The organism is Streptomyces rishiriensis (genome assembly GCF_030815485.1).
GTDB classification, from domain to species: Bacteria; Actinomycetota; Actinomycetes; order Streptomycetales; family Streptomycetaceae; genus Streptomyces; species Streptomyces rishiriensis_A.
The window spans coordinates 1,213,352-1,238,012 of the sequence record NZ_JAUSWV010000002.1 but is presented as its reverse complement, the minus strand read 5'-3'; the positions used below and the strand labels follow the sequence as shown (position 1 = coordinate 1,238,012).

Genomic DNA, 24,661 nt, shown 5'->3' with positions numbered 1-24,661 from the left:
CCATGACCGGACGCCCGTACCGCAGACGCCGGGAGGTCACCGTCGTCTCCCTGCTCCTCCTCGTGCTCGCCACGGTCCTCGGCCCCACCCCGAGCTCGGCGGCCGGCGCCGACTGGTGGACACCGACGGCCAGGCCGGCCCCCGACTCCCAGGTCGACGTCACCGGCGAGCCCTTCACCGGCACCGACTCGGCGGGCGACGTACGCGGGTTCGTCGACGCGCACAATCATCTGTTCTCGAACGAGGCCTTCGGCGGCCGACTCATCTGCGGCAAGGTGTTCTCCGAGGCCGGAGTCGCCGACGCGCTCAAGGACTGTCCCGAGCACTACCCCGACGGCACGCTCGCGCTCTTCGACTACATCACTCACGGCGGGGACGGCAAGCACGACCCGGTCGGCTGGCCGACGTTCCAGGACTGGCCGGCCTACGACTCGATGACCCATCAGGCGAACTACTACGCCTGGGTGGAGCGGGCCTGGCGCGGCGGCCAGCGGGTGCTCGTCAACGACCTCGTCACCAACGGCATGATCTGCTCCGTCTATCCGTTCAAGAACCGCAGTTGTGACGAGATGACGTCGATCCGCCTCCAGGCGAAGCTGACGTACGACCTCCAGGCGTACATCGACAAGATGTACGGCGGCACCGGCAAGGGCTGGTTCCGGATCGTCCTGGACAGCGCGCAGGCGCGTGAGGTGATCAAGCAGGGCAAGCTGGCGGTCGTCCTGGGCGTCGAGACCTCCGAGCCGTTCGGCTGCAAGCAGATCCTCGACATCGCGCAGTGCAGCCAGGCCGACGTCGACAAGGGGCTGGACGAGCTGTACGCGCTGGGTGTGCGCAGCATGTTCCTCTGCCACAAGTTCGACAACGCGCTCTGCGGCGTCCGCTTCGACGAGGGCGGCCTCGGCACGGCCATCAACGTCGGCCAGTTCCTGTCCACCGGCACCTTCTGGCAGACCGAGAAGTGCACCGGGCCGCAGCACGACAACCCGATCGGCACCGCCGCCTCCGCGGCCGAGGCGGACCTGCCGGCGGGCACGGACGTCCCCTCCTACGACGCGGACGCCCAGTGCAACACCCGCGGGCTCACCGCCCTGGGCGAGTACGCCGTGCGCGGCATGATGAAGCGCAAGATGATGCTCGAGATCGACCACATGAGCGTCAAGGCAACCGGACAGGCCCTCGACATCTTCGAGGCGGCGGACTACCCCGGCGTGCTGTCCTCGCACAGCTGGATGGACCTGAACTGGACCGAGCGGGTCTACTCCCTCGGCGGCTTCGTCGCCCAGTACATGCACGGCTCCCAGGCATTCGGCGCCGAGGCCGCGCGCACCGACGCGCTGCGTGACAAGTACGGCGTCGGCTACGGGTTCGGCACCGACTTCAACGGCGTCGGCGACCATCCGGCCCCGCGGGGAGCCGACGCCGCGCACAAGGTCACGTACCCCTTCAAGAGCGTCGACGGCGGTTCCGTCATCGACAGGCAGACCGTCGGGACGCGCACCTTCGACTTCAACACCGACGGCGGCGCCGAGGCGGGCCTGATCCCGGACTGGATCGAGGACATCCGGCTCGTCGCCGGCCAGGACGTGGTGGACGACCTCTTCCGGGGCGCAGAGTCCTACCTCGGCACCTGGGGCTCGACCGAGCGGCACCAGGCCTCGGTGAACCTCGCCCGGGGACGTACCGCCACGGCCGGTTCGTCCGAGTCCAACCCGTTCACCAGCTACCAGCCCGGCCGGGCCGTGGACGGCGACGACGCCACCCGCTGGGCCAGCGACTGGAGCGACGACCAGTACTGGCAGGTCGACCTGGGCTCCACCCACCTGGTCTCCCGCGTCACCCTCGACTGGGAGCGCGCGTACGGGAAGTCCTACCGCGTCGAACTCTCCACCGACGGCGCCACCTGGACGACCGCCTGGTCCACCACCTCCGGCGACGGCGGCCTGGACACGGCCAGGTTCACCGGCACCCCCGCCCGTTACGTCCGGGTGCACGGCCTGGACCGGGGCACGGATTGGGGATACTCGCTGTACGAAGTGGGCGTCCACAGCGCCTAGCAGGCAGCCACGGGGGGAGCACATGGCACGGATGCCGTCGGCGCAGCGGCGCCGGCAGCTGACGGAGGCGGCGATCAGAGCGATGGCCCGGGACGGCGTCCCCAAGACGACCACCCGGTCCATCGCCGCCGAGGCCGGGGTGTCGCTGAGCGTCTTCCACTACTGCTTCGACTCCAAGCAGGCCCTCGTCGAGTCCGTCATCACGACGCTCACCGACCACTCGGTGAGCGTCGTGAAGGACGCGCTACGGCCCAGAGCCACCCTGGAGGAGACCGTCCGGGCGGGCTTCCAGGCGTACTGGGACCACGTCCGTGCCCACCCCGACGAGCACATGCTCACCTACGAACTCACCCAGTACGCCCTGCGCGAGCCCGGGTTCGGGCATCTGGCCCGGCGGCAGTACGAGATGTACGGCGACGCCTACACGGAACTCATCGAGCAGCTCCGCAGCGGCATGGACCTCCGGTTGCGCGTCCCCGTCCCCGTCCTGGCCCGTTATCTGGCCGCCATGACCGACGGTCTGACGCTCAACTATCTCGTGCTCGGCGACGCGGCCGCCTGGACCGACATCCTCGACACGGTCACCGCCCATATCGCCGGTCTGGTCATGGCCGACGCGCCCGCTACGAGGTCCGGGCGATGAGCAGGGCGACGTCGTCGTGGTCGTCGGGGTGGCGCAGGCCGTAGAGCAGCAGGTCGCAGATCTCCTCGAGGGGACGGCCAGGATCGTCCAGGAAGCTGAGGAGGACGGACAGGCGGTCGTCGATGGAGTGGAGGCGGGTCTCCACGAGGCCGTCCGTGTACAGGACCAGCAGATCACCGGGGGTGAGGTCGACCGTGGTGGTCTCGAAGGCGACGCCGCCGACGCCGAGCGGCGCTCCGGGCGGCAGCTGCAGCAGCCTTGGATCGTGGCCGGGACCGGCCAGCGCGGGCGGCATATGGCCCGCGTTGGCGATGCGGCACTGCCTGGTCCGGGGGTCGTACACCGCGTACAGGCAGGTCACGATGTAGTGCTCCAGATCGCAGGTGATCTTGTCCAGGTGCCGCAGCACGTCGCCGGGCTCGAGGTCGAGGTCCGCGTAGGCGCAGGTGGCGGTGCGCAGCCGGCCCATGGTGGCGGCGGCGTCGATGCCGTTGCCCATGACGTCCCCGACGACCAGCGCGGTCTTGTCGTCTTCCAACGGGATGACGTCGTACCAGTCGCCGCCGACCTCGCTGGTCGCCTGGGCCGGCTGATAGCGAGAGGCGAGCTCGAGACCGGTGTGATGGGGCGCGTGATCGGGCAGCAGACTGCGCTGGAGGGTGAGGGCGGTGTTGCGCACACTCTGGAACCAGCGCGCGTTGTCGATGGCCACGGCGGCCCGGCCGGCCAGCTCACTGGCCAGGATGACGTCGTCGTCGTCGAACGGCAGCGGGTTGCGGGTGCGCTTGAGGTCGAGGGCGCCGAGCACCTCGCCGTGGGCGATCAGCGGAACGGCGAGATACGAGTGGACCCCGGCCCGGCCCAGCAGCGCAGCGGCCTCGGCATCCCGGGCGATGCGGGGGATGTCGTGCTCGCCGACGTGCCGCACCAGGACCGGCCGGCCGGTGTGCACGCACAGGGTGACCAGGCGGTCGCCCTCATAGGCCGTGACGTCGCCCGGCGGGTCGGCTGCGCGCAGTGCCACGGTGGGGTGGGCCGCCTTCAGCGCGAGGGCGCGGAAGAGCTCCGGGCCGTTGTCCGCCCGGCGCGAACGGCGGCAGGCCAGGGCGGAGTCGAGGATGTCCACGGCCACCACGTCGGCGAGCTGGGGGACGGCGATCTCGGCCAGTTCGTGAGCGGTCCTGTCCACCTCCAGCGTGGTGCCGACCCGGGTGGAGGCCTCGGCGATCAGGGCGAGGCGCCGCCGGGCCCGGTCGGCCTCCGCGGCGGCGCGGTGCCGTTCGGTGACGTCGACGACCGAGGCGGCCGCGCCCAGCACCCGCCCCCCGGGATCCTCCAGACGATAGAAGGAGAGGGACCAGGCGTGCTCGTGATCGGGGTCGGTCGGCGGACGGCCCACGTGGTACTGGTCGAGCAGCGGCGTGCCGGTGGTGAGCACCTGCCGCAGGGCGGACTCGATGGTGTCGATGTCGGGAAGGGGCATCGCCTCCCGCAGACGCCGGCCGACATGGTCCTCGGCGGGGATGCCGTCGATGCGTTCGAGCGCCGGGTTGACCAGCAGATAGCACAGGTCCGGGTTCAGCAGGGCCAGACCGATCGGCGACTGGTTGATCAGCCGCTCGCACAGCGCCAGATCGGTCTCGACGCGCTGGAGCAGATTGTGGTCGGCGGCGATGCCCAGGGCGTAGACGTCCCCGAGATCGTCCTGGAGCCGCATGTTGCGGAACTCCGTCAGCCGGTTGCTGCCGTCCTTGTGCCGGATGGGAAAGGCGCCGGCCCAGCTCCGGCCGGTCTCCAGCACCTCCGCGAACAGCTTCACCACGGACTGGAGGTGCTGCGGGTGGATCAGCAGCCGCGCCGCGTACTTGCCGAGGGCCTCCTGCGCGGTGTAACCGAACAGGTCCTCCGCCTGGGGCGTCCAGAACACGATGCGTCCGTCGATGTCGATGACCATCGCGGACACACTCAGCACGTCCAGCAGACCGGTGGGCGCGGGCGTCTCGGGGCGGTACGGGTCGCCGCCAGACCGGATGGGTTCGGCTGTCATCGCGGAGCCTCCTCCTGTACCTCCATGCTGCCCCTGGTTCGGCCCGTCGGGAAACCGGGAGCCATGGCGGCGGCCGGCGGCGCCGTGCGCATCGGGCGGACAAGCAGGACCATGGTCGTGTAGAGGACGGAACCCATGGATTCTGCGCGAGAAGCATGCGACGCCCCGACGCCCGCGGGGCCGCGGGATCTCCTCGACGCGTCCACCGACGCGGCGGCGATCGTGTCCGCGGCCGGTCTCGTGGTCGGCTGGACGCGGGGCGCGCAGGCGTTGCTCGGCCGCCCGGCGTCGGAGGTCGTCGGCCGCTCGGCCGCGGAGCTGATGGCGATGGACCGGGACCCCGCACGGGTGGCCGCTGTCGCGGCGCGCTGCCGGGACGGGATGGGGTGGAGCGGGACCGTCTCGCTGCGGCACCGCGACGGACACCCCGTCGACGTCGACCTGCGGGTCTCCGCCTCCTTCCGGATCGGCGACGACGAGTGCTTCCTGCTCTCGGGCCGCAGGAGGAGCGAGGAGTGGGCGGTGGGCAAGTCCGTCCTCGACGGGTTCCTGACCCGTTCCCCGGTCGGCATGGCCGTGCTGGATCTGGAGCTGCGCTACGTGTGGCTGAACGACACACTGGAGCGCTTCGGCGGTGTGCCCCGCGAACAGCGCCTGGGGCGCCGGCTGAGCGACCTGCTGCCCGGACTCCAGGCGGTGACCATCGAGGGACTGATGGCAAAGGTGCTGGAGAGCGGGGTGCCGGTCACCGACTACGAATACCTGGGATGGAGCTGGGCCGACCCGCACCGGCGGCACGCCTACTCCACGTCGTTCTTCCCCCTGGTGGGTGACGACGGCTCCGTCACCGGCGTCTGCTACATGGTCCAGGACGTCACCGAGCGCTGGCACGCCCGTCGGCTGCTGTCGCTGGTCAACGAGGCCGGGACGCGCGTCGGCACGACCCTGGACGTGATGCGCACGGCGCAGGAGCTCGCCGACTTCGCCGTTTCCGGATTCGCCGACTTCGTCATCGTCGACCTCCTGGAGCCGGTGCTCAGCACCGAGGGGCACGGCACGTGGCTGACCGACGCCGGGCCGGCGCCCGCGCGGCCGGTGATGCGGCGGGCCGGGATGTGCTCGGTGCGCGAGGGCTGTCCCGAGGCCGTGGCACGGATCGGGGACCGGGTGGACTTCCTGCCGCCGCCGCACGACGCCAACCTGCTCATCGACGGCGAGCCGATCCTCCTGCCCGTGCTCGATCCCTCGGACGACCTGTGGACCACCGAACAGCCCGAACGGAGCGCGAGCATCCGCGAGTTCGGCCTGCACTCCCTCATCTCCGTGCCGATGCGGGCGCGCGACACCGTCCTGGGCCTCGCCACCTTCGTCCGGTCCCTCAACCCCGTCCCGTTCGGCTCCGACGACGTCCTGGTGGCCCGGGAGCTGGTGGCGCGGGCGGCGCTCTGCGTCGACAACGCCCGCCGGTACACCCGGGAGCACACGGCGGCCGTCACCCTGCAGCGCAGCCTGCTGCCCCACGCCCTGGCAGGCGGAACGGCGCTGGAGCTGGCCTCCACCTACCTGCCGGCGGACCCCACCGACGGGGTGGGCGGCGACTGGTTCGACGTGATCCCGCTGTCCGGGGCCCGGGTCGGTCTCGTCGTCGGCGACGTGGTGGGGCACGGCATCGCCGCCGCGGCGACCATGGGCCGGCTGCGCACCGCGGTGCAGACCCTCGCCGACATGGAGATGCCCCCCGACGAGCTGCTGGCCCACCTCGACGACCTCGTGCTCCGGCTGAGCGCCGAACGGACCGGCGCGGAACAAGCCGACGACACCGCTGCCGACACCGCCGCCCAGCAGGGCGCCACCGCCTTCCTGGGGGCGACCTGCCTGTACGCCGTCTACGACCCGGTCACCCGGCGGTGCGTCATGGCCAGGGCCGGACACCCGCCGCCCGTCGTCGTCGCCCCCGACGGGCGGGTCTCGTTCCCCGAGCCCCCGGCCGGGCCTCCGCTGGGGCTCGGCGGGATGGCGTTCGAGGCCACCGAGATCGAACTGGCCGAGAACAGCCTCATCGGTCTCTTCACCGACGGCCTCGTGGAGGGAGCCGACCGGGACATCGAGCAGGGCATGACCCGGCTGGGCGAGGTGCTGGCGCGCTCCGACAGCGACCTGGAGACCCTGTGCACCTCGGCGGTGCGACAGCTCGTTCCCGTGCCCCGGCCCGACGACGTCGCCCTGCTCCTGGCGCGCACGCACGCCCTAGGCGCCGACCGTGTCGTGTCCTGGGAGGTACCGGTGGACCCGGCCGCCGTCGCCGACGTCCGGGCCCGGGCCACCCGGCAGGTGGAGGCCTGGGGGCTGGGCGATCTGGCCATGACGTCCGAGCTCATCGTGAGCGAGCTGGTCACCAACGCCGTGCGCTACGCAGCGCCCCCGATCCGGCTGCGGATGCTCCTCGACTCCCGCCTGACGTGCGAGGTCTCCGACGCCAGCAGCACGGCACCGCGGTTGCGGCATGCCCGCATCACGGACGAGGGGGGCCGCGGCCTCTTCCTGGTGGCGCAGCTCGCCCACCGGTGGGGTGCCAGGTACACGGCCGACGGCAAGATCATCTGGGCGGAGCAGGAGCTCCCCTGAGCCGTTCCGCGCCCTGTGCGGATCGCGCCACCGCCGTCGGCCGTATGAGTCCCGTCGAAGGCGTGGGCGGCCCCGCCGGCTCCGGGATCAGGGCTCCTGACCCGGGCCCCGGGGAACGTCCTGGAGCTCGACGTCGCCCGAAGGCCTTGTGGCCAAGGGCTGATGGCTTGCCGGTCAGGAGAGCCAGTCGGTGTAGCGGGTGGGGGCGATGCGGGCGTCGTCCGGGGCGGTGAGGACGTCACCGGCGACGGCGGCGAACATGCCGGCGCTGTCGTCGGTGACGACCGTCCGCGCGTCGCCCCGGGCGGCGAGGGTGATCCGGCCGAGTTCGTCGAGCGGGTAGAGATCGGGGCCGGCGATGTCGAGCACGCCGTTCAGGGGCGCGCCCGCGGCGGTCTCGGCGACGAAGCGGGCCACGTCCGCGGCGGCGATCGGCTGGAGGGGCGTGGTGGGCAGCCGGACGGTGTCGCCGTCGGCGGTCCAGGACAGGACCGCGTCCACGAACTCCATGAACTGCGTGGCACGGACGATCGAGTAGGGGACGGCCCCGGCCTTGAGGATGTCCTCCTGGAGGACCTTCGCCCGGTAGTAGTCCAGCTCGGGAACCTGGTCCACGCCGACGATCGAGAGGATGACGAAGTGCCCGACCCCGGCCTTCTCGCTCGCGGCGAGGAGGTTGTCCATCGAGGTCCGGAAGAAGGCGAGCGAGGCCTCGTCGAAGGTGGGGGAGTTGGACAGGTTGACGACGACGTCCGCATCCGCGAGGGCATGCTCGAGGCCCTGGCCGGTGATGATGTCCACGCCCGTGGACGGTGAGTGCGGGACGGCCTGATGCCCGGCCTTGTTGAGGTTCTGTACGACCTGCGACCCGATCAACCCGGTGCCGCCGATGACTGCGAACTTCATGGTCTGCCCTTCCCTCGATGGGACTGTCCTTCACTCGGCTGCCCGTCGTGCGACGCATGCGCCGGATGCGGGTCGTGCGGCCACTGCCGCTGCGACCGCCGTAGCGATGACGCCACCGCATCGCACGTAAACTCGGACACTTTCTATCCGGGATGATACTCGGACATCACGTGTCCGTGTCAACGGCGCGCAGGTAGGGTGAGGGGGTGAAGATGTCCGGGGGCGTGGAGTGGGCCCTGCACTGCTGCGTCGTGCTGACCTCGGTCGACGAGCCGGTGCCTGCGGCACGGCTCGCGCAGCTGCACGACGTCCCGCCCACCTATCTCGCCAAGCAGCTCCAGGCCCTGTCGCGCGCCGGGCTGGTGCGGTCGGTGCAGGGGAAGTCGGGCGGCTACGTCCTGACCAGATCGCCCGGGTCGATCACCGTGCTGCAGGTCGTCGAGGCGATCGACGGGCCCGGCCCGGCGTTCGTCTGTACGGAGATCCGTCAGCGCGGCCCGATGGCGAGTCCGCCCGAGGCCTGCACCGCGCCGTGTGCGATCTCCCGTGCCATGGCCTCCGCCGAGTCGGCGTGGCGGGCGTCCCTGGGGGCCGTCACCATCGCGGACCTGGCAGGCGACGTCGAGTCGGACTACGGCAGCGGCGCCCTCGCCGGTATCGGCGCCTGGCTGAGCCCGGACGACACCTGAGAGGCGAGAGGGCCCGCGACGGCTCGTCGGGCGCACGCGCGCAACGTCACCTCGCGGTGCGGGGACGGGGCCGACGGGCGGCCAGGCCCCGTCCGACCGTCCCGACGGATCCCGCGAGGGCGAGTACGCCCGGCGCTCCGGCCAGGCTGCCGACCGCCGAGGTCGGTGCGAGGACCACGAGCGGGCAGATGAACCGGACGGTGACCGACTGCCGGCTACCGCGCGGGCTCTGCCCGGCCCCCGCCCGATCGGGGGCGTTCGCGCGTGAGCAGGGCCAGGCCGGCGCGCAGCCGGCTCAGGCGGTCGATCTCGGCGTCGAGGGCCGCGATCCTGCGGTCGACCACTCCGGCGCCGGGCCCGCCGGAGCCGGGGGCCCCGCATCGCCGTCGGGGATCCTCCACCAGCAGGCCGATCCGGTCGGCGAAAGCGCGCAGGTCCTCGACGGTGAGCCCGAGCGCCAGCAGCTCACGGATGACGCGGACTCTCGCCACCTCGTCCGGCCCGTACTCACGTTGCCCGGCGGCGGTGCGCCGCGGCGGTGGCAGCAGGCCCCGTTCCTCGTAGTACCGCAGTGCCCGTGGGGTGGTCCCCGCGGCCGCCGCCGCGTCTCCGATCCGCATGTCCGACCTCGCGCCCTCGGTTCCGGTCGCCGCGACCGTGCGCGACGACGCCTCACGTCGGCGGCAACTCCACGACGACGGTCCCGAAGTGCCGCCCCCCGAACAGTTCCTGCAACGCCCGCGGCGCCTCGTCCATGCCCGCGATCCGCACCTGCGGGAAGGTCAGTTCGCCGGAGCGCAGCCAGTCCCCGAAGCGCCTGTTCCATTCCTCGGTCACCTCGGGATGATCCGCGCCGCGGTAACCGTGCAGCGAGACACCTTGGTTGACGAGCCGGAAGGTGTCGATCTCCGCGGGCGCGCTGCCTCCGTCCCGGCGCGGCGCCAACTGTCCCGACAGCGCGCCGACCAGCGCGAAGCGGGCACCCCGGCGCGCGGCGCGCACGGCGGCGGTCAGCTGGTCGCCGCCGACGTTGTCCAGCAGCACGTCGATGCCGTCCGGCGCCGCCGAGGCCAGTTGCCCGTCGATCGACCGGGATCCCGGCACCACGACGGCGTCGTAGCCCAGTTCGGCGCGCAGCCGCTCGGCCTTCTCCGGCGAGCGGGTGCTCCCGACCACCCGCCCCGCGCCCAGCAGCCGTGCGACCGGGCCCGCCAGCGTTCCCACGGCTCCGGCCGCGCCGGTGACGAACACGGTGTCGCCGGGGCGGACTCGGGCGAGCCGGGTCAGTGCTCCGTAGGCGGCCGACCCGGACGACAGATGGGCCACCGGGTCGGGCAGCGCCTCGCCCGGCAAGGCGCAGTCGGCCGCCGCCACCAGCGCGTGCTCGCGCCACCCCAGCAGATGCGTGACCGTGTCCCCCGGGCGCAGCGGACCGCCGGGCCCGGCCGCGACGACCTCGCCGATCGCGGGACCGAACAGCGTGTCACCGACGTGGATCCGGGGCAGCGGTACGCCGTCGGCCCGGCCGCCGATCAGCGTGCGCAGGCCGGGGAAGACGAGGAAGTAGCGGTTGCGGACGATCACCTGCCCCGGACCGGGGGCGGGCACCGGCTTCCGGGTGATCGCGAAGTGCTCGGGCCCGGGCAGCCCGCCGGGCTGGGCGGCCAGCAGGATCTCGCGGGTCGTGGCGGGCGGGGCAGCGGCCATGTCGGCTCCTGAACGGTACGGAGGTGAGCGCGCGGACGGTGCCGGACGGGCTGGACCGGCCCGGCTGACGGCGCGCAGACGCTAACCCCTGACGTACGCGTCAAAGGCAAGTCCCCGTGACCGGCGGCCTGGTGGAGAGCGCCCGCGTGCGCGGGCCGGCATGCCGCAGGCCCCACCGGACGTCGACGTCCGGTGGGGCCTGCGGGTGCGCGCAACCGAGAGGGCGGTCGGCATGCGTCGGGCGCGTCACACGGCCGGGTCCGCCACGGTCACCGTGCCGATCGGCCCGCCCGCAGGCAGCGCCACCCCGCCCGTGATCAGGACAAGGCGCTCGACGGGCGGCACGCGACGGCGCGGTCGAAGGACTCGCAGAGCATGTGGACGGCGACCAGGTGCAGCTCCTGAACGGTGGCGGAGCTCGCGGCCTCCACGCACAGCGCCTCGTCGGCGGCGCCCGCCAGGGGGTTGGGCGCCGGGCCGGTCAACGCCCAGACGGTCATCCGCGCCCGCCGGGCCTCCTGCGCCGCGACGAGCAGATTGGCGCTGGCGCCGCTGGTCGAGAGCAGCATCAGCACATCGCCGGCCCTGCCGTGCGCGGCGACCTGGCGGGCGAAGATCTCCTGCACGCCGTAGTCGTTGGCGATGGCGGTGGTGGACGAGGTGTCGGTGTGCAGGGCGAGCGCGGAGAACGGCGGGCGGTCCTCGCGGTAGCGGCCGACCAGTTCGGCGCTCAGGTGCTGGGCCTGCGCGGCGCTGCCGCCGTTGCCCGCGACGAGGAGCCTGCTGCCGGAGCCCAGCCGGCCGGCCAGGAAGGTTCCCCAGCGTCCGGTCAGCGGGCACGCGGAGGTGCGAAACCTCTCCAGGGCCTTCATGAGGTCGTCGCAGTGGGTGGTGTCGGTGGCGAGCTTCATCGGCCGACCTCCGATCGCACGGCCCCCGCCTGGGTGGCACCCGGTCGCGAGGATCCCGTTCGGACGCCCCCGGAGAAGGCGGGGACGCCGGAGACGGCGCCGTAGACGCCGGTCACCCCGTCGGCGACCCGGTCCCAGGTGTAGCGCGCGAGGACGCGGCGCCGTCCGGCGGCGCCGTACCGGCCGAGCCGGGCCGGGTCGGCGAGCAGCCCGCGGACCGTCGCGCCCAGGTCGTGGTCCTCGCCGTGTTCCTCGTCCGGCGGTACGAGGACGCCGGTGACGTCGTCCACGACCGTGTCGAGCTGTCCGCCGACGGCGGTGGCCAGGACGGGGGCACAGCAGGCCATCGCCTCGACGGGGACGATCCCGAACGGCTCGTAGCGGGGCACGGACAACACGAGGTCCGCACCGGACATCAGCCGGGGCATCCGCGCCGGACTCACCCCGCCCAGCAGCGTCACCCGGTCGGCGACGCCGTACTCCTCGGCGAGGGCCCAGAGGCGTTCGGCCTCCGGTTCGGCGCCGAGCAGGGCGGCTTCGGGTCCGCCGGCGATCAGGAGTTCGGCGTCGGGGACGTCGGCGAGGCCGCGGATCGCCCGGTCGAAGCCCTTGCGGGGGACGAGGCGGCCGACCGTGAGCAGGCGCCGGGGCATGCCGAGCGCCCTGCGGGCTCCCGCGACCGGCTTGAACTGCTCGGGGTCCACTCCGCAGGGGACGACGTGGACGCGGTCGCGCGGCAGCCCCATGGCCACCAGTTCGGACACCTCGTCCGCGCAGGTGGCGATGATGCCCGCGCACTCCCGTCCGACGGCCGTCTCGATCGCTACGCGCTCGGCGGGACTGCTGTCGGCGGCGCCCTGGTAGCGCCGCTTCACGGTGCCCAGCGCGTGGTAGGTCTGCACCACCGGCACTCCGGCGGCGCGCGCGCCCGCCACCGCGGCCATCCCGGACATCCAGAAATGCGCGTGCACCACGTCCGGCGCTTCCACCGCCCACGTCCTGGCCAGCCACGCGCCGAACTCCTCCATGTACGGCAGCAGCTCGTCCTTGGGGATCGGGGCCGGTGGCCCGGCCGGCACATGGACCACCCGTACGCCGTCGTCCGTCACCACCCGCTCGGGAAGGCCGGGGTCGTCGCGCCGGGTGTACACGACGACCTCATGACCGCGGCGGGCCAACTGACGGGCGAGCTGGGCCACGTAGACGTTCTGGCCGCCTGCGTCGGGGCCGCCGAGCTCGGCCAGCGGGCTGGCGTGCTCGGAGACCATGGCGACACGGCCGGCCGTCGGATGGCTGCGGGTCATCGGGTGACCTCCTTGATCAGACGTTCCCGGTCGTCCCGGGAACGGCGTTCTGCGTAGCGGACCTGTGCCGCGGCCCCGGCGGCCTCCCGCACCTCGTCGTGACCGGCGCCACCACGGGCATCCCGGGAGGACGCTCAAAGGCCCGGCCGGCTCGCGGCGAAGTAGGCGATGGTCTGCTTGATGCCCTCCTCCCAGGGCACTTTCGGCTCCCAGCCGAGGAGTTCGCGGGCCAGAGTGGTGTCGGGGCGGCGCCGCTGGGGGTCGTCCACGGGACGGTCGACGAACTCGACAGGGGACGCCGACCCCGTGAGTTCCACGACCCGGCGGGCGATGTCGCCCACCGTGACCTCGTCGGTGCCGCCGATGTTCACGGGGCCCGCAGAACGGCTGGCGGCCATAGACAGCACCCCGTCGACCGTGTCGTCCACGTAGCACAGGGACCTCGTCTGCAGGCCGTCCCCGGCGACCGTCAGCGGCTCACCGGCCAGCGCCTGGCAGACGAAGGTGGGGACTGCCCGGCCGTCGTGGGTCCGCATGCGCGGCCCGTAGGTGTTGAACAGACGCACGATGCCCGCGTCCGTGCCCAGGGTCCGTACATGAGCGGTGACCAGGGCTTCCGAGAAGCGTTTGGACTCGTCGTACACGCTGCGGGGACCCACCGGATTGACGTTGCCCCAGTAGTCCTCGCGCTGCGGATGGACCAGGGGATCGCCGTACACCTCGGACGTCGAGGCCAGCAGGAACCGTGCCCCGTCCCGTTCGGCCACGCCCAGCAGGGCACGGGTGCCGAGGCTCCCGGCGTCCAGGGTCTCCAGGGGGAACCGCAGGTAGTCGGCCGGAGACGCGCAGCACGCGAAGTGCAGCACGAGGTCATAGGGGCCGGTCAGGGTCTCGGCGCAGTCGGGCGCCGACACGTCGCACTCCACGAACCGGAAGCCGGGGCGGCCTTCGAGATGGGCCGTGTTCCCGCGCGATCCGGAGAGGAGGTTGTCCACACAGTCGACTTCGACTCCCGAATCCAGCAGGCGCTCGCACAGGTGGCTTCCGATGAAGCCGGCGCCGCCGGTCACCACGGCACGGCGCCACGGAACGGAGGATTTCGCAGCAGGCATGGGACTCCTCGAGAAGCACGCACGGCCAGGCGGCGGGGAGACGGATGGGAGAGGCGGTGGGGCCGGAGGGTGAGGGGCGGAAGGAGTGCGGGACGCACGGTCCCGACCGACCGGGCGGACCGCCTTCACGGCCCTGGTGCCCGTCGGCGTCGGCACGGGTACCCAGACCAGTACCTTTCAGACCTTGATGAGTAGTTTGTCCATATATCCACCGATGCGCGACCGGGCCGCTGTCCCTCCCCGCGTCCGCCCCCGTGTGAGCAACCGCACTGACGGCCGCAAATGCCGTGCCGCCCCGGTGATTTGCCTCCCGACGGGCGCGGTCGGGCCGGTCGGCGGGGGCCGTCCCGGCAGTACCGTCTGCCACGATGGTTTCAGCCGTGACCGACAAGATGGAGCAGCCGCGCAGCGCAGCCGGCCGTCCCCCGGTTCCACCGCCGCTCCCCGTCACTCCTTCGCACTCGGGTACTGCTCTGTGTCTTCCTCACCCCCCTCCGTCAAGGGAGCGTCGCGCTCGCCGTGGCGGTCCCTGAACCACCGCAGCATGCGCTGGTGGTCCGTCGCGAACCTCGTGTCCAACACCGGCACCTGGATGCAGCTGACCGTGCAGAACCTGCTCGTGCTCCAGATCACCGGCTCCGCCGCCGCCACCGGCCTGTCCATGTCCGTCCAGGCCGCTCCCGCCCTCCTCATGAGCCTCGTGGGCGGGGCCGTCGTGGACCGCTGGCCGCGCAAGGTCACGGCCGCCGTCAGCCAGCTCCTGCTGGGCGCCGTGGCCTTCGCGACGGCCGTACTGGTGGCCCTGGACCGGCTCGACATGACATCGCTGCTGGCGCTGGCCGCCGTGACCGGCACGATCGCCACCGTCGACGCGCCCGCCTGCGCCCTGCTCGGCAACGACCTCGTCCCCGAACGGGACGTCCCCTCGGCGATCGGGGTGGGCGCGCTGGTGCACAGTGCCGGCCGGCTCGCGGGCACCGCGCTCGCCGGGGTGACCGTGGCCTTCGTCGGCACGGCCGCCGCTTACGCGGCCAACGGCCTGTCGTTCCTGTTCGTGGCCTCGGTCGTCCCGTTCCTGCGCCCGGTGCGCGCAGCGGCCGGGCGCGAGCCCGCGGCGGCGGACAGCGGCGATCTGACCGTGCGGGAGGGGCTGGTCTTCTTCGCCCGCCGGCCCCGCCTGGTCGCACTCGCGGGGATCACCGGTATCAGCGCCGTCCTCGGCCGCAACTACGGCCTCACCCTCGCCGTGCTCGTCACCGGCCCGCTGGCGGCCGGGGCGGGGTCCTTCGGCACCGTCTCCACGGTCCTGGCCGTCGGCGGCATCCTCGGGGCCGTGCTCGGGGCCCGGCTGCACCGGCCGTCCGTGCGGATGGTGGGCGTCCTGGCCGCCCTGGGCGCGCTGCTCCAGGTGGCCGTGGGACTGTCGCCGTCGATCACCGTTCTGCTCGTGCTCGTGCTGCCCATGGCGGTGGCCGAGTCGATGTCGGACACCGCGGGGACGGCGGTCCTCCAGACCGACCCACCCGCTCACCTGCGCGGACGGGTCCTCGGCGTGTGGAACGGCATCGGCACGGTGTGGGGCCTCACCGGACCGCCCGCGCTGGGTCTGCTGATGGAGCTGGCCGGCGCCCGCGGCGCACTGGTGGCCGGCGGACTGCTGGTCGCCGCCGTGATCGGCGCGGGTCTCGTCGCCGCCCGACGCCGTACCGTCGTGACGCCGGTGATCCTGCCCGCCGAACCGGGCGAGGTCCCCGATCGCGAGGCGCTGGGCACGGCTGCCTGACCGGCGGACCTCACCGGTCGGCGGGCGGCCCGGACCAGCGGTGGCGTCGTCGTCCCTGACGCCTCACGACCGTGTGCGGGACACCCGTGGCTCCGGCACGGAAGGCGATCCGGGAACCGGGATGTGCGGAGTGCCCGTACGCACTTTCCGGCGGCGGACCGCCGCGACCGCGTGGTTGGTTAGGCTGGCGAGCGGAGGCTGATCTCGCTCCCTCGGCCGGAGTCGGCAGCGAGGGGACGGCCCGAGGGTGACGGTCCCGCCCGGGTCGGCGGGCCGCGGCGGACAGCTCCGGGGGCGTGGCATCGCGGTACCGGTGGTCGACGCTCCCGTCGGCCCCGAAGGGAGGGGGAAGGTGCATCGCATCTGCCGGACATTCCGCGACGGTGTGCGGGCTTTTCCGCGTCGCGGCCATGGGCGGGGTTCCCGGCCCGTCCGCTGCCCGGGAGAAGACGGTCGACGGGATGCGGTGAGCGGGTGACCGGCCGGTCGGCGCCCCCGGTGCTGCCCCCCGCGCTGCGCGTGCGGCTCGGGCTGATGGCGGCCCTCGCCGCGCTGGTGGTCGTCGTGCTCGGGGTCCTGTATGCCGACGCGAGCACGCCCGGCACGGTGGACGCGCGGATCTTCGCGGCGGTGTACGGAGTGCGGCCGCCGTGGCGGCACGTCGCCCTGGCCACGGACTTCCTGGGGGAACCCGTGGGAGCGGCGGCGCTGGTCGTGGCCGCCGTGACCGGCTGCCTGCTGCTTCGGCGTCCTCGCGCGGCGGTGCTCGTCGTCGCCGGCGCCGGCGCCACCGTGGGGACGACGACGCTGCTCAAGACCCTGGTGGGACGCACGATTTACGACGGCAACCTGTCCTACCCGAGCGGGCACACCGCCTTCCTCAGCGCGCTCGCCCTCGTGGTGGCGCTGCTCGTGACCGGCCGGCTCGACCTCGGCAGGACGGCCGGCACGTCACTCGTCCTCGTCGCGGCGCTGGCCGCCGGCGCCGCCATGGGCTGGGCGCAGGTCGCCCTGGGCGCGCACTACCCGACCGACGTCCTCGGCGGCTGGTGCACCGCGCTGGCGGTGATACCGGCGACCGCGTGGCTGGTCGACGGGCTGGCCGATCGAACGGCCGATCGAACGGCCGGCCGGACGGCCGATCGGCCGTCCGACGCCGGTCGGCGGGAACCGCGCTGACGTCAGGTCACGCCAGGCGCCGGAATACGGGCTTCACCGGTCGCCCGCCCATCCAGGGGGTGGGGTCGGCGGCGTCCAGTGCCTTCCGGTACACCGCGCAGGCCTGGGCCACCACATCGACGGTGTGATCGATGTCGGCGTCGTCGAGCGCGCTGCTGACCACGAACGACGGGGCCAGCACCCCGCCCTCGAGGAGCCGGCGCAGGAACAGCGTGCGGTAGCGCTGCGACGGCTGCCGGTTCTCGTCGAGGGTGGCGAAGACGAGGTTGCTCGCCCGGCCCCGGACGACGACGTGGTCGCCGACTCCCATGGCGGCCGCGGCGTCGCGGACCCCCGCGGCCAACCGCTCGCCCAGGGCGTGCAGCCGCGCGGTGACGCCCTCTTCGACGTAGGTGGTCTGCACGGCCGTCGCGGCTGCCAGGGAGTGCGTTTCCGCCCCGTGCGTGGTGGACAGCAGGAACACCCGCTCGCCGGGGTGGCGCAGCCCGCCCCGCTCCATCAGCTCCCGGCGCCCGGCCAGCGCGGAGACGGCGAAGCCGTTGCCCAGCGCCTTGCCGAACGTGGAGAGGTCCGGGACGACGCCGTACAGGCCCTGGGCGCCCGCCTCGGACCAGCGGAGGCCGGTGATCATCTCGTCGAAGATGAGTACGCAGCCGTGCCGGTCGGCCAGCGCGCGCAGGCCGGCGAGGTAACCGGGCGGTGGCTCGGTGTGGCCGGCGGGTTCCAGGATCAGGCAGGCGACCTCGTCCCGGTACCGGGTGAGCAGCTCCTCCGTGGCGGCCAGGTCCCCGTAGGGGAACGACACGGTGAGTTCGGTGGTCGCCGCCGGAATGCCCGCGGACATCGGCGTGGTGCCGATGAACCAGTCGTCGACGGAGAAGAACGGATGGTCGCCGCAGATGGCCACGCGCGGGCGCCCGGTGACGGCGCGGGCCAGGCGCACCGCGGCGGTCGTGACGTCGGAGCCGTTCTTCGCGAACTTCACCATCTCCGCGGTCGGCACCGTGGCCAGGAAGCGTTCCGCCGCCTCGACCTCCATGATCGACGGCCGCACGAAGTTGCCGCCCCGGTCGATCTCTCGCCGCACCGCCTCGATCACGCGTGGGTGGGCGTGGCCGAGGCTGACCGACCGCAGCCCGGAGCCGTACTCGATGTAGCGATTGCCGTCGACGTCCCACACGTGGGCGCCGCGGCCGTGGCTGATGACCGGGGCCAGGTTCTCGGGATACTGGTCGTCGCCCTTGGCGTAGGTGTGCGCACCCCCGGGGATCAGGGCGTGCAGCCGCTCGTTCGCCCTCCGCGACCGGGGCAGTCGGAACGCTTCGGTGTCTGTGTCTTCGGTGTCTGTGTCTTCGGTGGCCACGCCGACCTCAACTCTCCTTCGACTTCAGGACCTCGGCCAGGCTCGGCGCCTCCCGGTCCCGCTGGGACATCGATGTGACCGGCAGCGGCCAGGGAATGGCCAGCTCCGGATCGTCGAAGGCGATCGTCACGTCCTCGGCCGGATCGTGCGGGCGGTCGATCCGGTAAGAGGTGTCGGCGGTTGCGGTCAGCGCCTGGAAGCCGTGCGCGCAGCCCGCCGGGATGTACAGGGTCGCCTGCGTCTCGTCGGACAGTTCGAAGAACGCCCGGTCGAGGTAGGTCGGCGAGTCCGCCCGCAGGTCCACGACGACGTCGAAGATCCTCCCGTACGAACACCGCACCAGCTTGGCCTCACCGGCGCCGGAGCGCAGGTGCAGGCCGCGCAGCACGCCCCGGACCGAGCGGGACAGGCTGTCCTGGACGAAGGCGTCCGGGTCCAGGCCCACCGAGCGGACCACGTCCGCGTCGAAGGTGCGGCAGAAGAAGCCGCGCTCGTCGGCGTACGGTGTCGGCTCGAACAGGTACGCGCCGTCGATCGCCGGGACCTCGGTCGCTTTCATTCCGGGCGCGTTCATGAAGCCTCCCGCAGGGCGTGGGTGTGGTCGGTCGCCGGGAACAGGGCCGCTGTCAGGGCGGTGAACTGGTGCTCGAGGCGCCGGGCGGCGACCAGGTTCCGCTCGGTGAGGGTCCGCCGCAGCTCCGCCGATCTCCGCTCCAGCGCCCGGAACTGCTCGAGCAGCCGGTCGGCGTCGACCTCGCGAGCCGGGTGGCAGTACGCGGCCAGCCCCATCTGAGCCATCAGCGCGTCGCTCTTCGCCGCGTAGCTGAGGGCGAGCGTCGGCGTGCCGGACTTCAGCGCGCAGATCAGGTTGTGGTACCGGGTCGCCACCACGGTGTCGGCAGCGGCCGTCTCCTTCATCAGATCGGCCAGCGAGGCCGCCTCGGCAGCGGTGACCAGCGGCGAGTCCACCGCGTCGAGGATCGCGGCGACCACCGGCGCGTCGCAGTCGTCGCCGGTGAGCAGCCGGACCGGCCGGCCGTCCTCGACCAGCGCGCTGACGAAGCGGATCGTCCCGTCGAGGTAGCGCCGGTGGATCTCGTCGGCCCGCGCGCGGTCGTCATCGCCGCCGTGGAAGGCCATGACGCCGACGCAGACCTGGCCCGGTGGGCCCGAGGGCACGTTCGCCGGCGGTGTCGGCAGGGCGAACGCGAGGTCCGGGTAGACCTCGTCGCGCGCGGTGTCCACGCCCATCGCCCGCATCGCGTCACGGGACAGGGTGTCCCGGTACGACCGGTAGGCGGCCAGTCGCGCCGACCGGCGCACCAGGGCCCGGGTCGACCGGTTGCGGATCTCGGCGGCGCCGACGCCGACCAGCGCGACCCGGGTGCCGAACAGCCGGCCGGTCGCGCACAGCAGGAACAGCGCGTACGGGAAGCCCCACGGCCGCAACGGCAGCGTGGCCTCCAGGACGCCCATGCCCGGCACGATCACCACGTCGTGCCGGCGGACCCAGGCGGCGGTGCGCGCGGCGTCGACGAGTTTGCCCAGACCCTTCGCCGCGATCGCGCCCGCACGCGACGCGGTCCGGTACTCGCCGCGGTACCAGTGCAGCCGTGTCGCGGGGATCCCGTACCGGGCCGCGACGACCTCGGGTCCACCGCACAGCGCGTCCACGACCGCCTCCGGGTGCTCGGCGCGGAGGTACCCGAGCACGGCCTCGAGCGACCCGTCGTTGCCGAGGTTGCCGGAGCCGAGCAGGCCGAACACCCCGACGCGCACCGGGGCCTCGTCCGCGGTCGTCATCCCTGCTTCCCTTCCCGGCCGGCGACGAGCGCGTCGACGGAGACGGTGAGCCCGCCCGGGTCGACCGGGGCACGGTCCTCGACCCGCTCGCCCGCTCCCGGCCGGACCCGGCTGGTCATCCACGCGCCCAGGTGGCGGTAGCACGCACGCCGGTCGGCCGGGGACAGCGGCGCCCGCCGGATCGCCGTCACGAAGCCCCAGACGTACTCGGCGAGCAGCCGGGGCGTCGGGTGGAGCGGGCCCGCCCGGCGCGGGTCCAGGTTGACGCACCGGGAGCGCTTGCCCGGGTTCGCCCGCTCGGCGCGGGTGGGGTGGTCGCGGCGGAAGTACAGCAGCTCCGGAACCTGGTGGAAGGGCCCGTGCAGGGTGATCTCGGCGACGAACGTGCGGTCCGCGTGGTGGTAGCTGTCGTGCGGCTTCACCCGGCGCAGCACGTCGGCCCGCATCACCCCGTAGAAGTCGTCGCCGCCGGGCTCGAACAGCAGACTGCGGAAGCGCTCCGGCGCATGCGGCGAGTCGGTGGCGAGCCCGTACTCGTACGGGACCTTCACCTGGCCGTCGCCGTCGATGACCGCCTGGCCGCTGTGCGCGAGGATCACGTCGGGCCGCTCGTCCAGCGCCTGCACGCAGCGCCGCAGCAGGTCCCGGGCGTACAGGTCGTCGTGCGAGGCCCACTTGAACAGCTCGCCGCGGCACTCGGTGAAGACGTGGTTGTGGTTCGGCGCGGCGCCGATGTTCCGGGGCAGCCGGAGGTACCGGATGCGCGAGTCGCGCGCGGCGTACCGGCGGCAGATGTCCTGGGTCCCGTCGGTCGAGGCGTTGTCGGAGACGACCAGCTCGAAGTCCTCGTAGGTCTGGCCGAGCAGGGCGTCGAGCGACTCGGCCAGGTACTCCTCGCCGTTGTACACGGGCAGGCCGATGCTCAGCCTGGGTTGCGCGGTCATGAGGTCCTCACTTCGGGGATGGGGTTGCGGTGGCGCTCGCGCAGGGCGGACCGCAGCTGCAGCCACCACACGGCCGAGCTGCAGACGGTGGCGGCGGCGACGCCCCAGGCCGAGCCGACCGTGCCGGCCGCGGCCGCCCCGCCGAGCCCGCCGCCGACATAGCAGGCGGAGGCGAACAACTGGCTGCGCAGGCTGCGCCGGGCCGCGCCGAGTGCGCGCAGCCCGGCCGCCGCGCCGGTGCCGAGTCCGGCGCCCGCGACGCCGAGCGCGGCCGGCACGATGAGTTCCGAGGCGGAGCTCCAGACGCCGCCGAGCACGAACTCGCCGAGCCGGTCCGGGACCAGCAGCAGGGCCGCGCCCCAGAGCAGCGCGGCGACGGCCTGCCCGGCACCGAGCAGGAGGCAGAACCGGGCCAGCCGATGCGGGGCCCGTCGCAGCACCCGGGCCGCCTCCGCGACGGTCACCAGTGAAAGACCCATCAGCACGGCGAGGAACGGGCCGAGCAGCAGCTCCGCGCCCCGGATCGCGCCCACCGCGCCGACGCCGACGATCGCGCCGAGCCCGTAGGCCCGCAGCTGGCTCGCGCCGCTGACGCCCACGTTCTCGACCAGGTACCGGTAGCTGAGATCGCGCTGCTCGCGCAGCCACCCGCGCGCCCCGGTCATCCGGGGCCGGATGCCGCACTGGAGGCAGCCGTACACCGCGGCCACCGCGGCGGACACGCCCCACGCGAGGACGAACGCGGCCACGCTGCCCACGCGGGCCGCCACCACCATGGCCGGGACGAGCGCGACGCCCCACACGACGTCGTTGACGAACGCCTTCCGCCCGTCGCCGGCGGCGAAGAACGAGTACCGCCAGGCGTCCTGCAGCAGCAGCCCCGGCAGCATGGCGCCGAGGCAGGCGAACGCGCGCCCCACGCTGCCGCCGAGAGCCAGGCCCACCACCAGACAGGCCACGCCGATGGCTGTGCCGACGCTGAGCGCGGTACCCGACGACCGGGCCACCGCGCCGCGCCAGGACGCGTCCGGCACGCCGCTGAAACGCACCACGAGCGGGTCGGTGGCCAGCCCGCGGGAGACGCTGAGCACCACGCCGTAGGTCACCCAGGCCAGGCCGAACACGCCGAACGCGGTCACGCCCAGCGAGCGGGCCACGTAGATCCCCACCGCGAAGTTGGTCATGCTGGAGGCCGCCTGGTCGGCCAGCCCCCAGGACAGCCTGCCGACCATGGCCCGCTTGGCGGTCGCCGCCCCGGGCCTCGTCGCCTCCTCCTCGGTGGTCATCGGCGTCATGCCTTGATCAGCCCGGCGCCGTGCAGGGCGTCGGCCGCGGCGGCGACGGTGTCGAACGGCAGCCCGGACCGCTCGGCGACGTCCAGCAGAGCGTGCTCTCCGTCGGAGAGGTTGAGCACCCAGAGCATGGCCAGCTGAGCCTGCTTGGTGTCGCTGCGGCCACCCAGCGCGTCGTACAACCCCCGCCGGCCCAGCTGCGGCTCGCCGTAGGGGCTGAGGTTGACGTAGTGCCGGTTGCGGTCGAGGACGGCGAACGCCTCGCGGCAGACGGAAAGGGTGTCCGCCATCGCCTCCGGGGAGACGAAGTCCAGATTGTCCGCAGAGGTGTGGTACTCGGGGTAGCCGGAGTACGGGGTCCGGCTGAGCGAACCCACGCCGAGATCGAACCCGGGCGAGCAGAACTGCCGCTCGTCGTAGCCGTACGGCGTGAACTCGGTGATGTGATGCGGGCGTTCGGAGGCTGCCAGCACATGCCGCAGCACCCGGTCGATCTCCGCGTCGCCGCGCCTGCTCTGCTTGTACGTCAGCCTGCCCGGGTCCCCGGCGCAGGCCAGCACCAGGCCGTGCTTGACCCGTTCCACCCGCGCCGCGTTGCGGGCCAGCCAGGTGATCGCCCCGATGGTGCCGGGCGCGAAGATGAAGCGGTAGGTGTAGTACGGCGTCCGCTCCGCCAGCGCCCGGGCCAGGAACACCGCCACCGCGATGCCGGCCAGGTTGTCGTTGGCCAGCGACGGGTGGCAGACGTGGCTGGAGACGATCACCTCGTCGGGGACCTGCCCGGGGACCACGTGCTCGGCGTACGTCAGGTGGCCGTCGGCGAGTGTGGAGTCGATGCGCACCTCGTACTCGCCGTCCGGCATCGCGTCCAGGGTCTCCTGGGCCAGGCAGAAGCCCCATTCCGGCTTGTAGTAGCTGGTGCGGTACGGCACCCAGGCCGGGTGGTCCGGCAGGGTGTGCAGGTGCGCGCGGAGTTCGGACAGCGGCAGGGTCGCCGACACCGGCACGCTGTAGCCGAGGACGTGCAGGCTGGACGCGGCGAAGTCGACGACCCGGCGGCCGGCGGAGTCGGCGATGTGGGCGCCGCGGATGTTCCACTCCTGCGGCACCGTCCAGTCGAGCACCTGAGTCCCGGTCGGCACCTCGTGCGTCTGCAGCGGGACGTACTCTCCGACGATGTCCAGGGTGGCGCGCACGCCGTCGCCGGTGATGCTCCGGCACAGCGGGTACAACCGTTCCACCAGCGCGTACATCTCCTCGCCGGCCGTGGTCATCGGCGCCACCGCAGGGTGTCGTCGACGGCGCCGGTGTCGGACGCCGCGCGCAGCACGGCCAGCCGGGTGTAGCGGCGCTCGAAGCCCTCGCGGGTCAGGCCGTGTTTCCGGTAGGCGTCGGCGAGTTCGAGCGCGCCCTGTTTCACCGTCCACTCGCAGTCGAAGCCGGGGATCGCGGCGCGGAACCGGGAGAAGTCCACCCGGTACGACCGGGGATCGGCACCGTTCTCCCCGGTGATCACCACCCGCGAGTCGGTCACCGCCTCGGCGACCTGCTCGGCGATCTCGGCGACCGTGACGTTGTTGATCTCGCTGCCGATGTTGAACGCCCGGTCGTGCACGGCCTCCCGCGGCGCGGTCAGCGCGGCCGCGAAGGCCCGTGCGATGTCGGCGGCGTGCACCAGCGGGCGCCAGGGGGTGCCGTCGGAGAGGACCAGCACCTCGCCGGACAGGAGCGCGTGGCCCACCAGGTTGTTCAGCACGATGTCGGCGCGCAGCCGGGGCGAGAAGCCGAAGGCGGTGGCGTTGCGCAGGAACACCGGGCTGAAGTCGCCGTCGCAGAGCGCGTGCAGATCGTCCTCCACCCGCACCTTGGACTCCGCGTACGGTGTCACGGGCCGCAGCGGGGCCTCCTCCGTCACCAGGTCGTCTCCGCCGGCGGCGCCGTAGACGGAGCAGGTCGACGCGTACAGGAAGCGCTGCACTCCGGCGTCGCGGGCCAGCCGGGCCAGCCGCACGGACGCGTGATGGTTGATGTCGTAGGTGAGCTCCGGCGCCAGCGATCCCAGCGGGTCGTTGGACAGCGCGGCCAGGTGGATCACGGCGTCGACCCCGGCCACGTGTTGGGCCGTGACGTCGCGCAGGTCGACCCGATGCCCCCGCGGGTCCGCGGGCGTCGGGCCGAGCACGCAGTCGGCGAACAGGCCGGCGTCAAGACCGACGACCTCGTGCCCGGCGGCCGCGAGCACGGGGGCCATCACGGTGCCCAGGTAGCCCTGATGTCCGGTCAGCAGTACGCGCAA

At 72.9% G+C, this 24,661-nt stretch carries 20 protein-coding genes; 6 read left to right on the top strand and 14 right to left on the bottom strand.

The genetic code is table 11. The features are described from left to right. The first annotated feature begins 2 nt into the window (after positions 1 to 2). Both QF030_RS07855 and QF030_RS07850 read left to right on the top strand, forming a co-directional pair. Entirely contained in the window at positions 3 to 2,057 is a 2,055-nt protein-coding gene (locus tag QF030_RS07855) for a galactose-binding domain-containing protein (RefSeq protein WP_307161934.1), read from the top strand. Positions 2,058 to 2,079: 22 nt separating this feature from the next. Then, the gene (locus tag QF030_RS07850; protein ID WP_307161933.1) at positions 2,080 to 2,700 is read left to right on the top strand and encodes a TetR/AcrR family transcriptional regulator; all 621 of its coding nucleotides are present in this window, start codon (positions 2,080 to 2,082) and stop codon (positions 2,698 to 2,700) included. Here QF030_RS07850 and QF030_RS07845 read toward each other — a convergent pair. After that, positions 2,681 to 4,747 carry a SpoIIE family protein phosphatase gene (locus tag QF030_RS07845; protein ID WP_307161932.1) on the bottom strand — a complete coding sequence of 689 codons (2,067 nt, stop codon included), beginning with the start codon at positions 4,745 to 4,747 and terminating at the stop codon, positions 2,681 to 2,683. The genes QF030_RS07850 and QF030_RS07845 overlap by 20 nt on opposite strands. A gap of 135 nt (positions 4,748 to 4,882) precedes the next feature. Here QF030_RS07845 and QF030_RS07840 point away from each other — a divergent pair, with 135 nt between their 5' ends. Next, positions 4,883 to 7,372 carry a SpoIIE family protein phosphatase gene (locus QF030_RS07840; RefSeq protein WP_307161931.1) on the top strand — a complete coding sequence of 830 codons (2,490 nt, stop codon included), beginning with the start codon at positions 4,883 to 4,885 and terminating at the stop codon, positions 7,370 to 7,372. Between the two features lie 174 nt (positions 7,373 to 7,546). Here the strand turns inward: QF030_RS07840 and QF030_RS07835 are convergent, their stop codons facing one another. Beyond that, positions 7,547 to 8,278 (bottom strand): SDR family oxidoreductase, encoded by a 732-nt coding sequence (locus QF030_RS07835; RefSeq protein ID WP_307161930.1) that lies wholly within the window; start codon positions 8,276 to 8,278, stop codon positions 7,547 to 7,549. Positions 8,279 to 8,490: 212 nt separating this feature from the next. Here QF030_RS07835 and QF030_RS07830 point away from each other — a divergent pair, with 212 nt between their 5' ends. Further along, positions 8,491 to 8,967, top strand: coding sequence for an RrF2 family transcriptional regulator (locus QF030_RS07830; RefSeq protein ID WP_307167503.1), 477 nt, complete (start codon positions 8,491 to 8,493; stop codon positions 8,965 to 8,967). A 215-nt stretch (positions 8,968 to 9,182) separates the two neighbouring features. Here QF030_RS07830 and QF030_RS07825 read toward each other — a convergent pair whose 3' ends face one another. From QF030_RS07825 to QF030_RS07805, 5 genes are all read right to left on the bottom strand, one after another. Beyond that, positions 9,183 to 9,587, bottom strand: a complete 405-nt coding sequence (locus tag QF030_RS07825; RefSeq protein WP_307161929.1) for a MerR family transcriptional regulator — start codon at positions 9,585 to 9,587, stop codon at positions 9,183 to 9,185. 52 nt (positions 9,588 to 9,639) lie between these two features. Beyond that, entirely contained in the window at positions 9,640 to 10,674 is a 1,035-nt protein-coding gene (locus tag QF030_RS07820) for an MDR family NADP-dependent oxidoreductase (RefSeq protein WP_307161928.1), read from the bottom strand. A 317-nt stretch (positions 10,675 to 10,991) separates the two neighbouring features. Beyond that, positions 10,992 to 11,585, bottom strand: a complete 594-nt coding sequence (locus QF030_RS07815; protein ID WP_307161927.1) for a D-sedoheptulose-7-phosphate isomerase — start codon at positions 11,583 to 11,585, stop codon at positions 10,992 to 10,994. Continuing rightward, positions 11,582 to 12,889 (bottom strand): glycosyltransferase, encoded by a 1,308-nt coding sequence (locus QF030_RS07810; RefSeq protein ID WP_307161926.1) that lies wholly within the window; start codon positions 12,887 to 12,889, stop codon positions 11,582 to 11,584. The genes QF030_RS07815 and QF030_RS07810 overlap by 4 nt, the downstream gene beginning before the upstream one ends. Positions 12,890 to 13,023: 134 nt before the next feature. Beyond that, positions 13,024 to 14,001, bottom strand: coding sequence for an NAD-dependent epimerase/dehydratase family protein (locus QF030_RS07805; RefSeq protein WP_307161925.1), 978 nt, complete (start codon positions 13,999 to 14,001; stop codon positions 13,024 to 13,026). Between the two features lie 475 nt (positions 14,002 to 14,476). Between QF030_RS07805 and QF030_RS07800 the strand changes: the two genes are divergently transcribed. Further along, entirely contained in the window at positions 14,477 to 15,784 is a 1,308-nt protein-coding gene (locus QF030_RS07800; RefSeq protein ID WP_307161924.1) for an MFS transporter, read from the top strand. A gap of 474 nt (positions 15,785 to 16,258) precedes the next feature. Then, positions 16,259 to 16,963 carry a phosphatase PAP2 family protein gene (locus QF030_RS07795; protein WP_307161923.1) on the top strand — a complete coding sequence of 235 codons (705 nt, stop codon included), beginning with the start codon at positions 16,259 to 16,261 and terminating at the stop codon, positions 16,961 to 16,963. Positions 16,964 to 16,970: 7 nt separating this feature from the next. Here the strand turns inward: QF030_RS07795 and QF030_RS07790 are convergent, their stop codons facing one another. From QF030_RS07790 to QF030_RS07760, 7 genes are read right to left on the bottom strand one after another with little or no spacing between them, the layout of a single operon-like run. Further along, positions 16,971 to 18,326: a glutamate-1-semialdehyde 2,1-aminomutase gene (locus QF030_RS07790; protein ID WP_307161922.1), complete on the bottom strand. Its 1,356-nt coding sequence runs from the start codon at positions 18,324 to 18,326 to the stop codon at positions 16,971 to 16,973. 7 nt (positions 18,327 to 18,333) lie between these two features. Further along, positions 18,334 to 18,885, bottom strand: a complete 552-nt coding sequence (rfbC, locus tag QF030_RS07785) for a dTDP-4-dehydrorhamnose 3,5-epimerase (protein ID WP_307167502.1) — start codon at positions 18,883 to 18,885, stop codon at positions 18,334 to 18,336. An 11-nt stretch (positions 18,886 to 18,896) separates the two neighbouring features. Continuing rightward, a complete protein-coding gene (locus tag QF030_RS07780; protein WP_307161921.1) occupies positions 18,897 to 20,129 on the bottom strand; it encodes a polysaccharide pyruvyl transferase family protein in 1,233 nt (410 codons plus the stop codon). Continuing rightward, positions 20,126 to 21,073 (bottom strand): glycosyltransferase family 2 protein, encoded by a 948-nt coding sequence (locus QF030_RS07775; protein ID WP_307161920.1) that lies wholly within the window; start codon positions 21,071 to 21,073, stop codon positions 20,126 to 20,128. The genes QF030_RS07780 and QF030_RS07775 overlap by 4 nt, the downstream gene beginning before the upstream one ends. Further along, a complete protein-coding gene (locus tag QF030_RS07770; RefSeq protein ID WP_307167501.1) occupies positions 21,070 to 22,359 on the bottom strand; it encodes a hypothetical protein in 1,290 nt (429 codons plus the stop codon). Before QF030_RS07770 ends, QF030_RS07775 begins: the two co-directional genes overlap by 4 nt. A 5-nt stretch (positions 22,360 to 22,364) precedes the next feature. After that, the gene (locus tag QF030_RS07765) at positions 22,365 to 23,648 is read right to left on the bottom strand and encodes a DUF4910 domain-containing protein (protein WP_307161919.1); all 1,284 of its coding nucleotides are present in this window, start codon (positions 23,646 to 23,648) and stop codon (positions 22,365 to 22,367) included. After that, positions 23,636 to 24,661 (bottom strand): NAD-dependent epimerase/dehydratase family protein, encoded by a 1,026-nt coding sequence (locus QF030_RS07760; RefSeq protein ID WP_307161918.1) that lies wholly within the window; start codon positions 24,659 to 24,661, stop codon positions 23,636 to 23,638. Before QF030_RS07760 ends, QF030_RS07765 begins: the two co-directional genes overlap by 13 nt.

What these genes read in the sequence shown, in the direction of transcription:
- QF030_RS07840 (WP_307161931.1), top strand. Translation starts at nt 4,883, where the DNA reads ATGGATTCTGCGCGAGAAGCATGCGACGCCCCGACGCCCGCGGGGCCG.
- QF030_RS07770 (WP_307167501.1), bottom strand. Translation starts at nt 22,359, where the DNA reads ATGACCACCGAGGAGGAGGCGACGAGGCCCGGGGCGGCGACCGCCAAG.
- QF030_RS07805 (WP_307161925.1), bottom strand. Translation starts at nt 14,001, where the DNA reads ATGCCTGCTGCGAAATCCTCCGTTCCGTGGCGCCGTGCCGTGGTGACC.
- QF030_RS07780 (WP_307161921.1), bottom strand. Translation starts at nt 20,129, where the DNA reads ATGACGACCGCGGACGAGGCCCCGGTGCGCGTCGGGGTGTTCGGCCTG.
- QF030_RS07835 (WP_307161930.1), bottom strand. Translation starts at nt 8,278, where the DNA reads ATGAAGTTCGCAGTCATCGGCGGCACCGGGTTGATCGGGTCGCAGGTC.
- rfbC (WP_307167502.1), bottom strand. Translation starts at nt 18,885, where the DNA reads ATGAAAGCGACCGAGGTCCCGGCGATCGACGGCGCGTACCTGTTCGAG.
- QF030_RS07825 (WP_307161929.1), bottom strand. Translation starts at nt 9,587, where the DNA reads ATGCGGATCGGAGACGCGGCGGCGGCCGCGGGGACCACCCCACGGGCA.
- QF030_RS07855 (WP_307161934.1), top strand. Translation starts at nt 3, where the DNA reads ATGACCGGACGCCCGTACCGCAGACGCCGGGAGGTCACCGTCGTCTCC.
- QF030_RS07850 (WP_307161933.1), top strand. Translation starts at nt 2,080, where the DNA reads ATGGCACGGATGCCGTCGGCGCAGCGGCGCCGGCAGCTGACGGAGGCG.
- QF030_RS07775 (WP_307161920.1), bottom strand. Translation starts at nt 21,073, where the DNA reads ATGACCGCGCAACCCAGGCTGAGCATCGGCCTGCCCGTGTACAACGGC.
- QF030_RS07820 (WP_307161928.1), bottom strand. Translation starts at nt 10,674, where the DNA reads ATGGCCGCTGCCCCGCCCGCCACGACCCGCGAGATCCTGCTGGCCGCC.
- QF030_RS07845 (WP_307161932.1), bottom strand. Translation starts at nt 4,747, where the DNA reads ATGACAGCCGAACCCATCCGGTCTGGCGGCGACCCGTACCGCCCCGAG.
- QF030_RS07830 (WP_307167503.1), top strand. Translation starts at nt 8,491, where the DNA reads ATGTCCGGGGGCGTGGAGTGGGCCCTGCACTGCTGCGTCGTGCTGACC.
- QF030_RS07815 (WP_307161927.1), bottom strand. Translation starts at nt 11,585, where the DNA reads ATGAAGCTCGCCACCGACACCACCCACTGCGACGACCTCATGAAGGCC.
- QF030_RS07810 (WP_307161926.1), bottom strand. Translation starts at nt 12,889, where the DNA reads ATGACCCGCAGCCATCCGACGGCCGGCCGTGTCGCCATGGTCTCCGAG.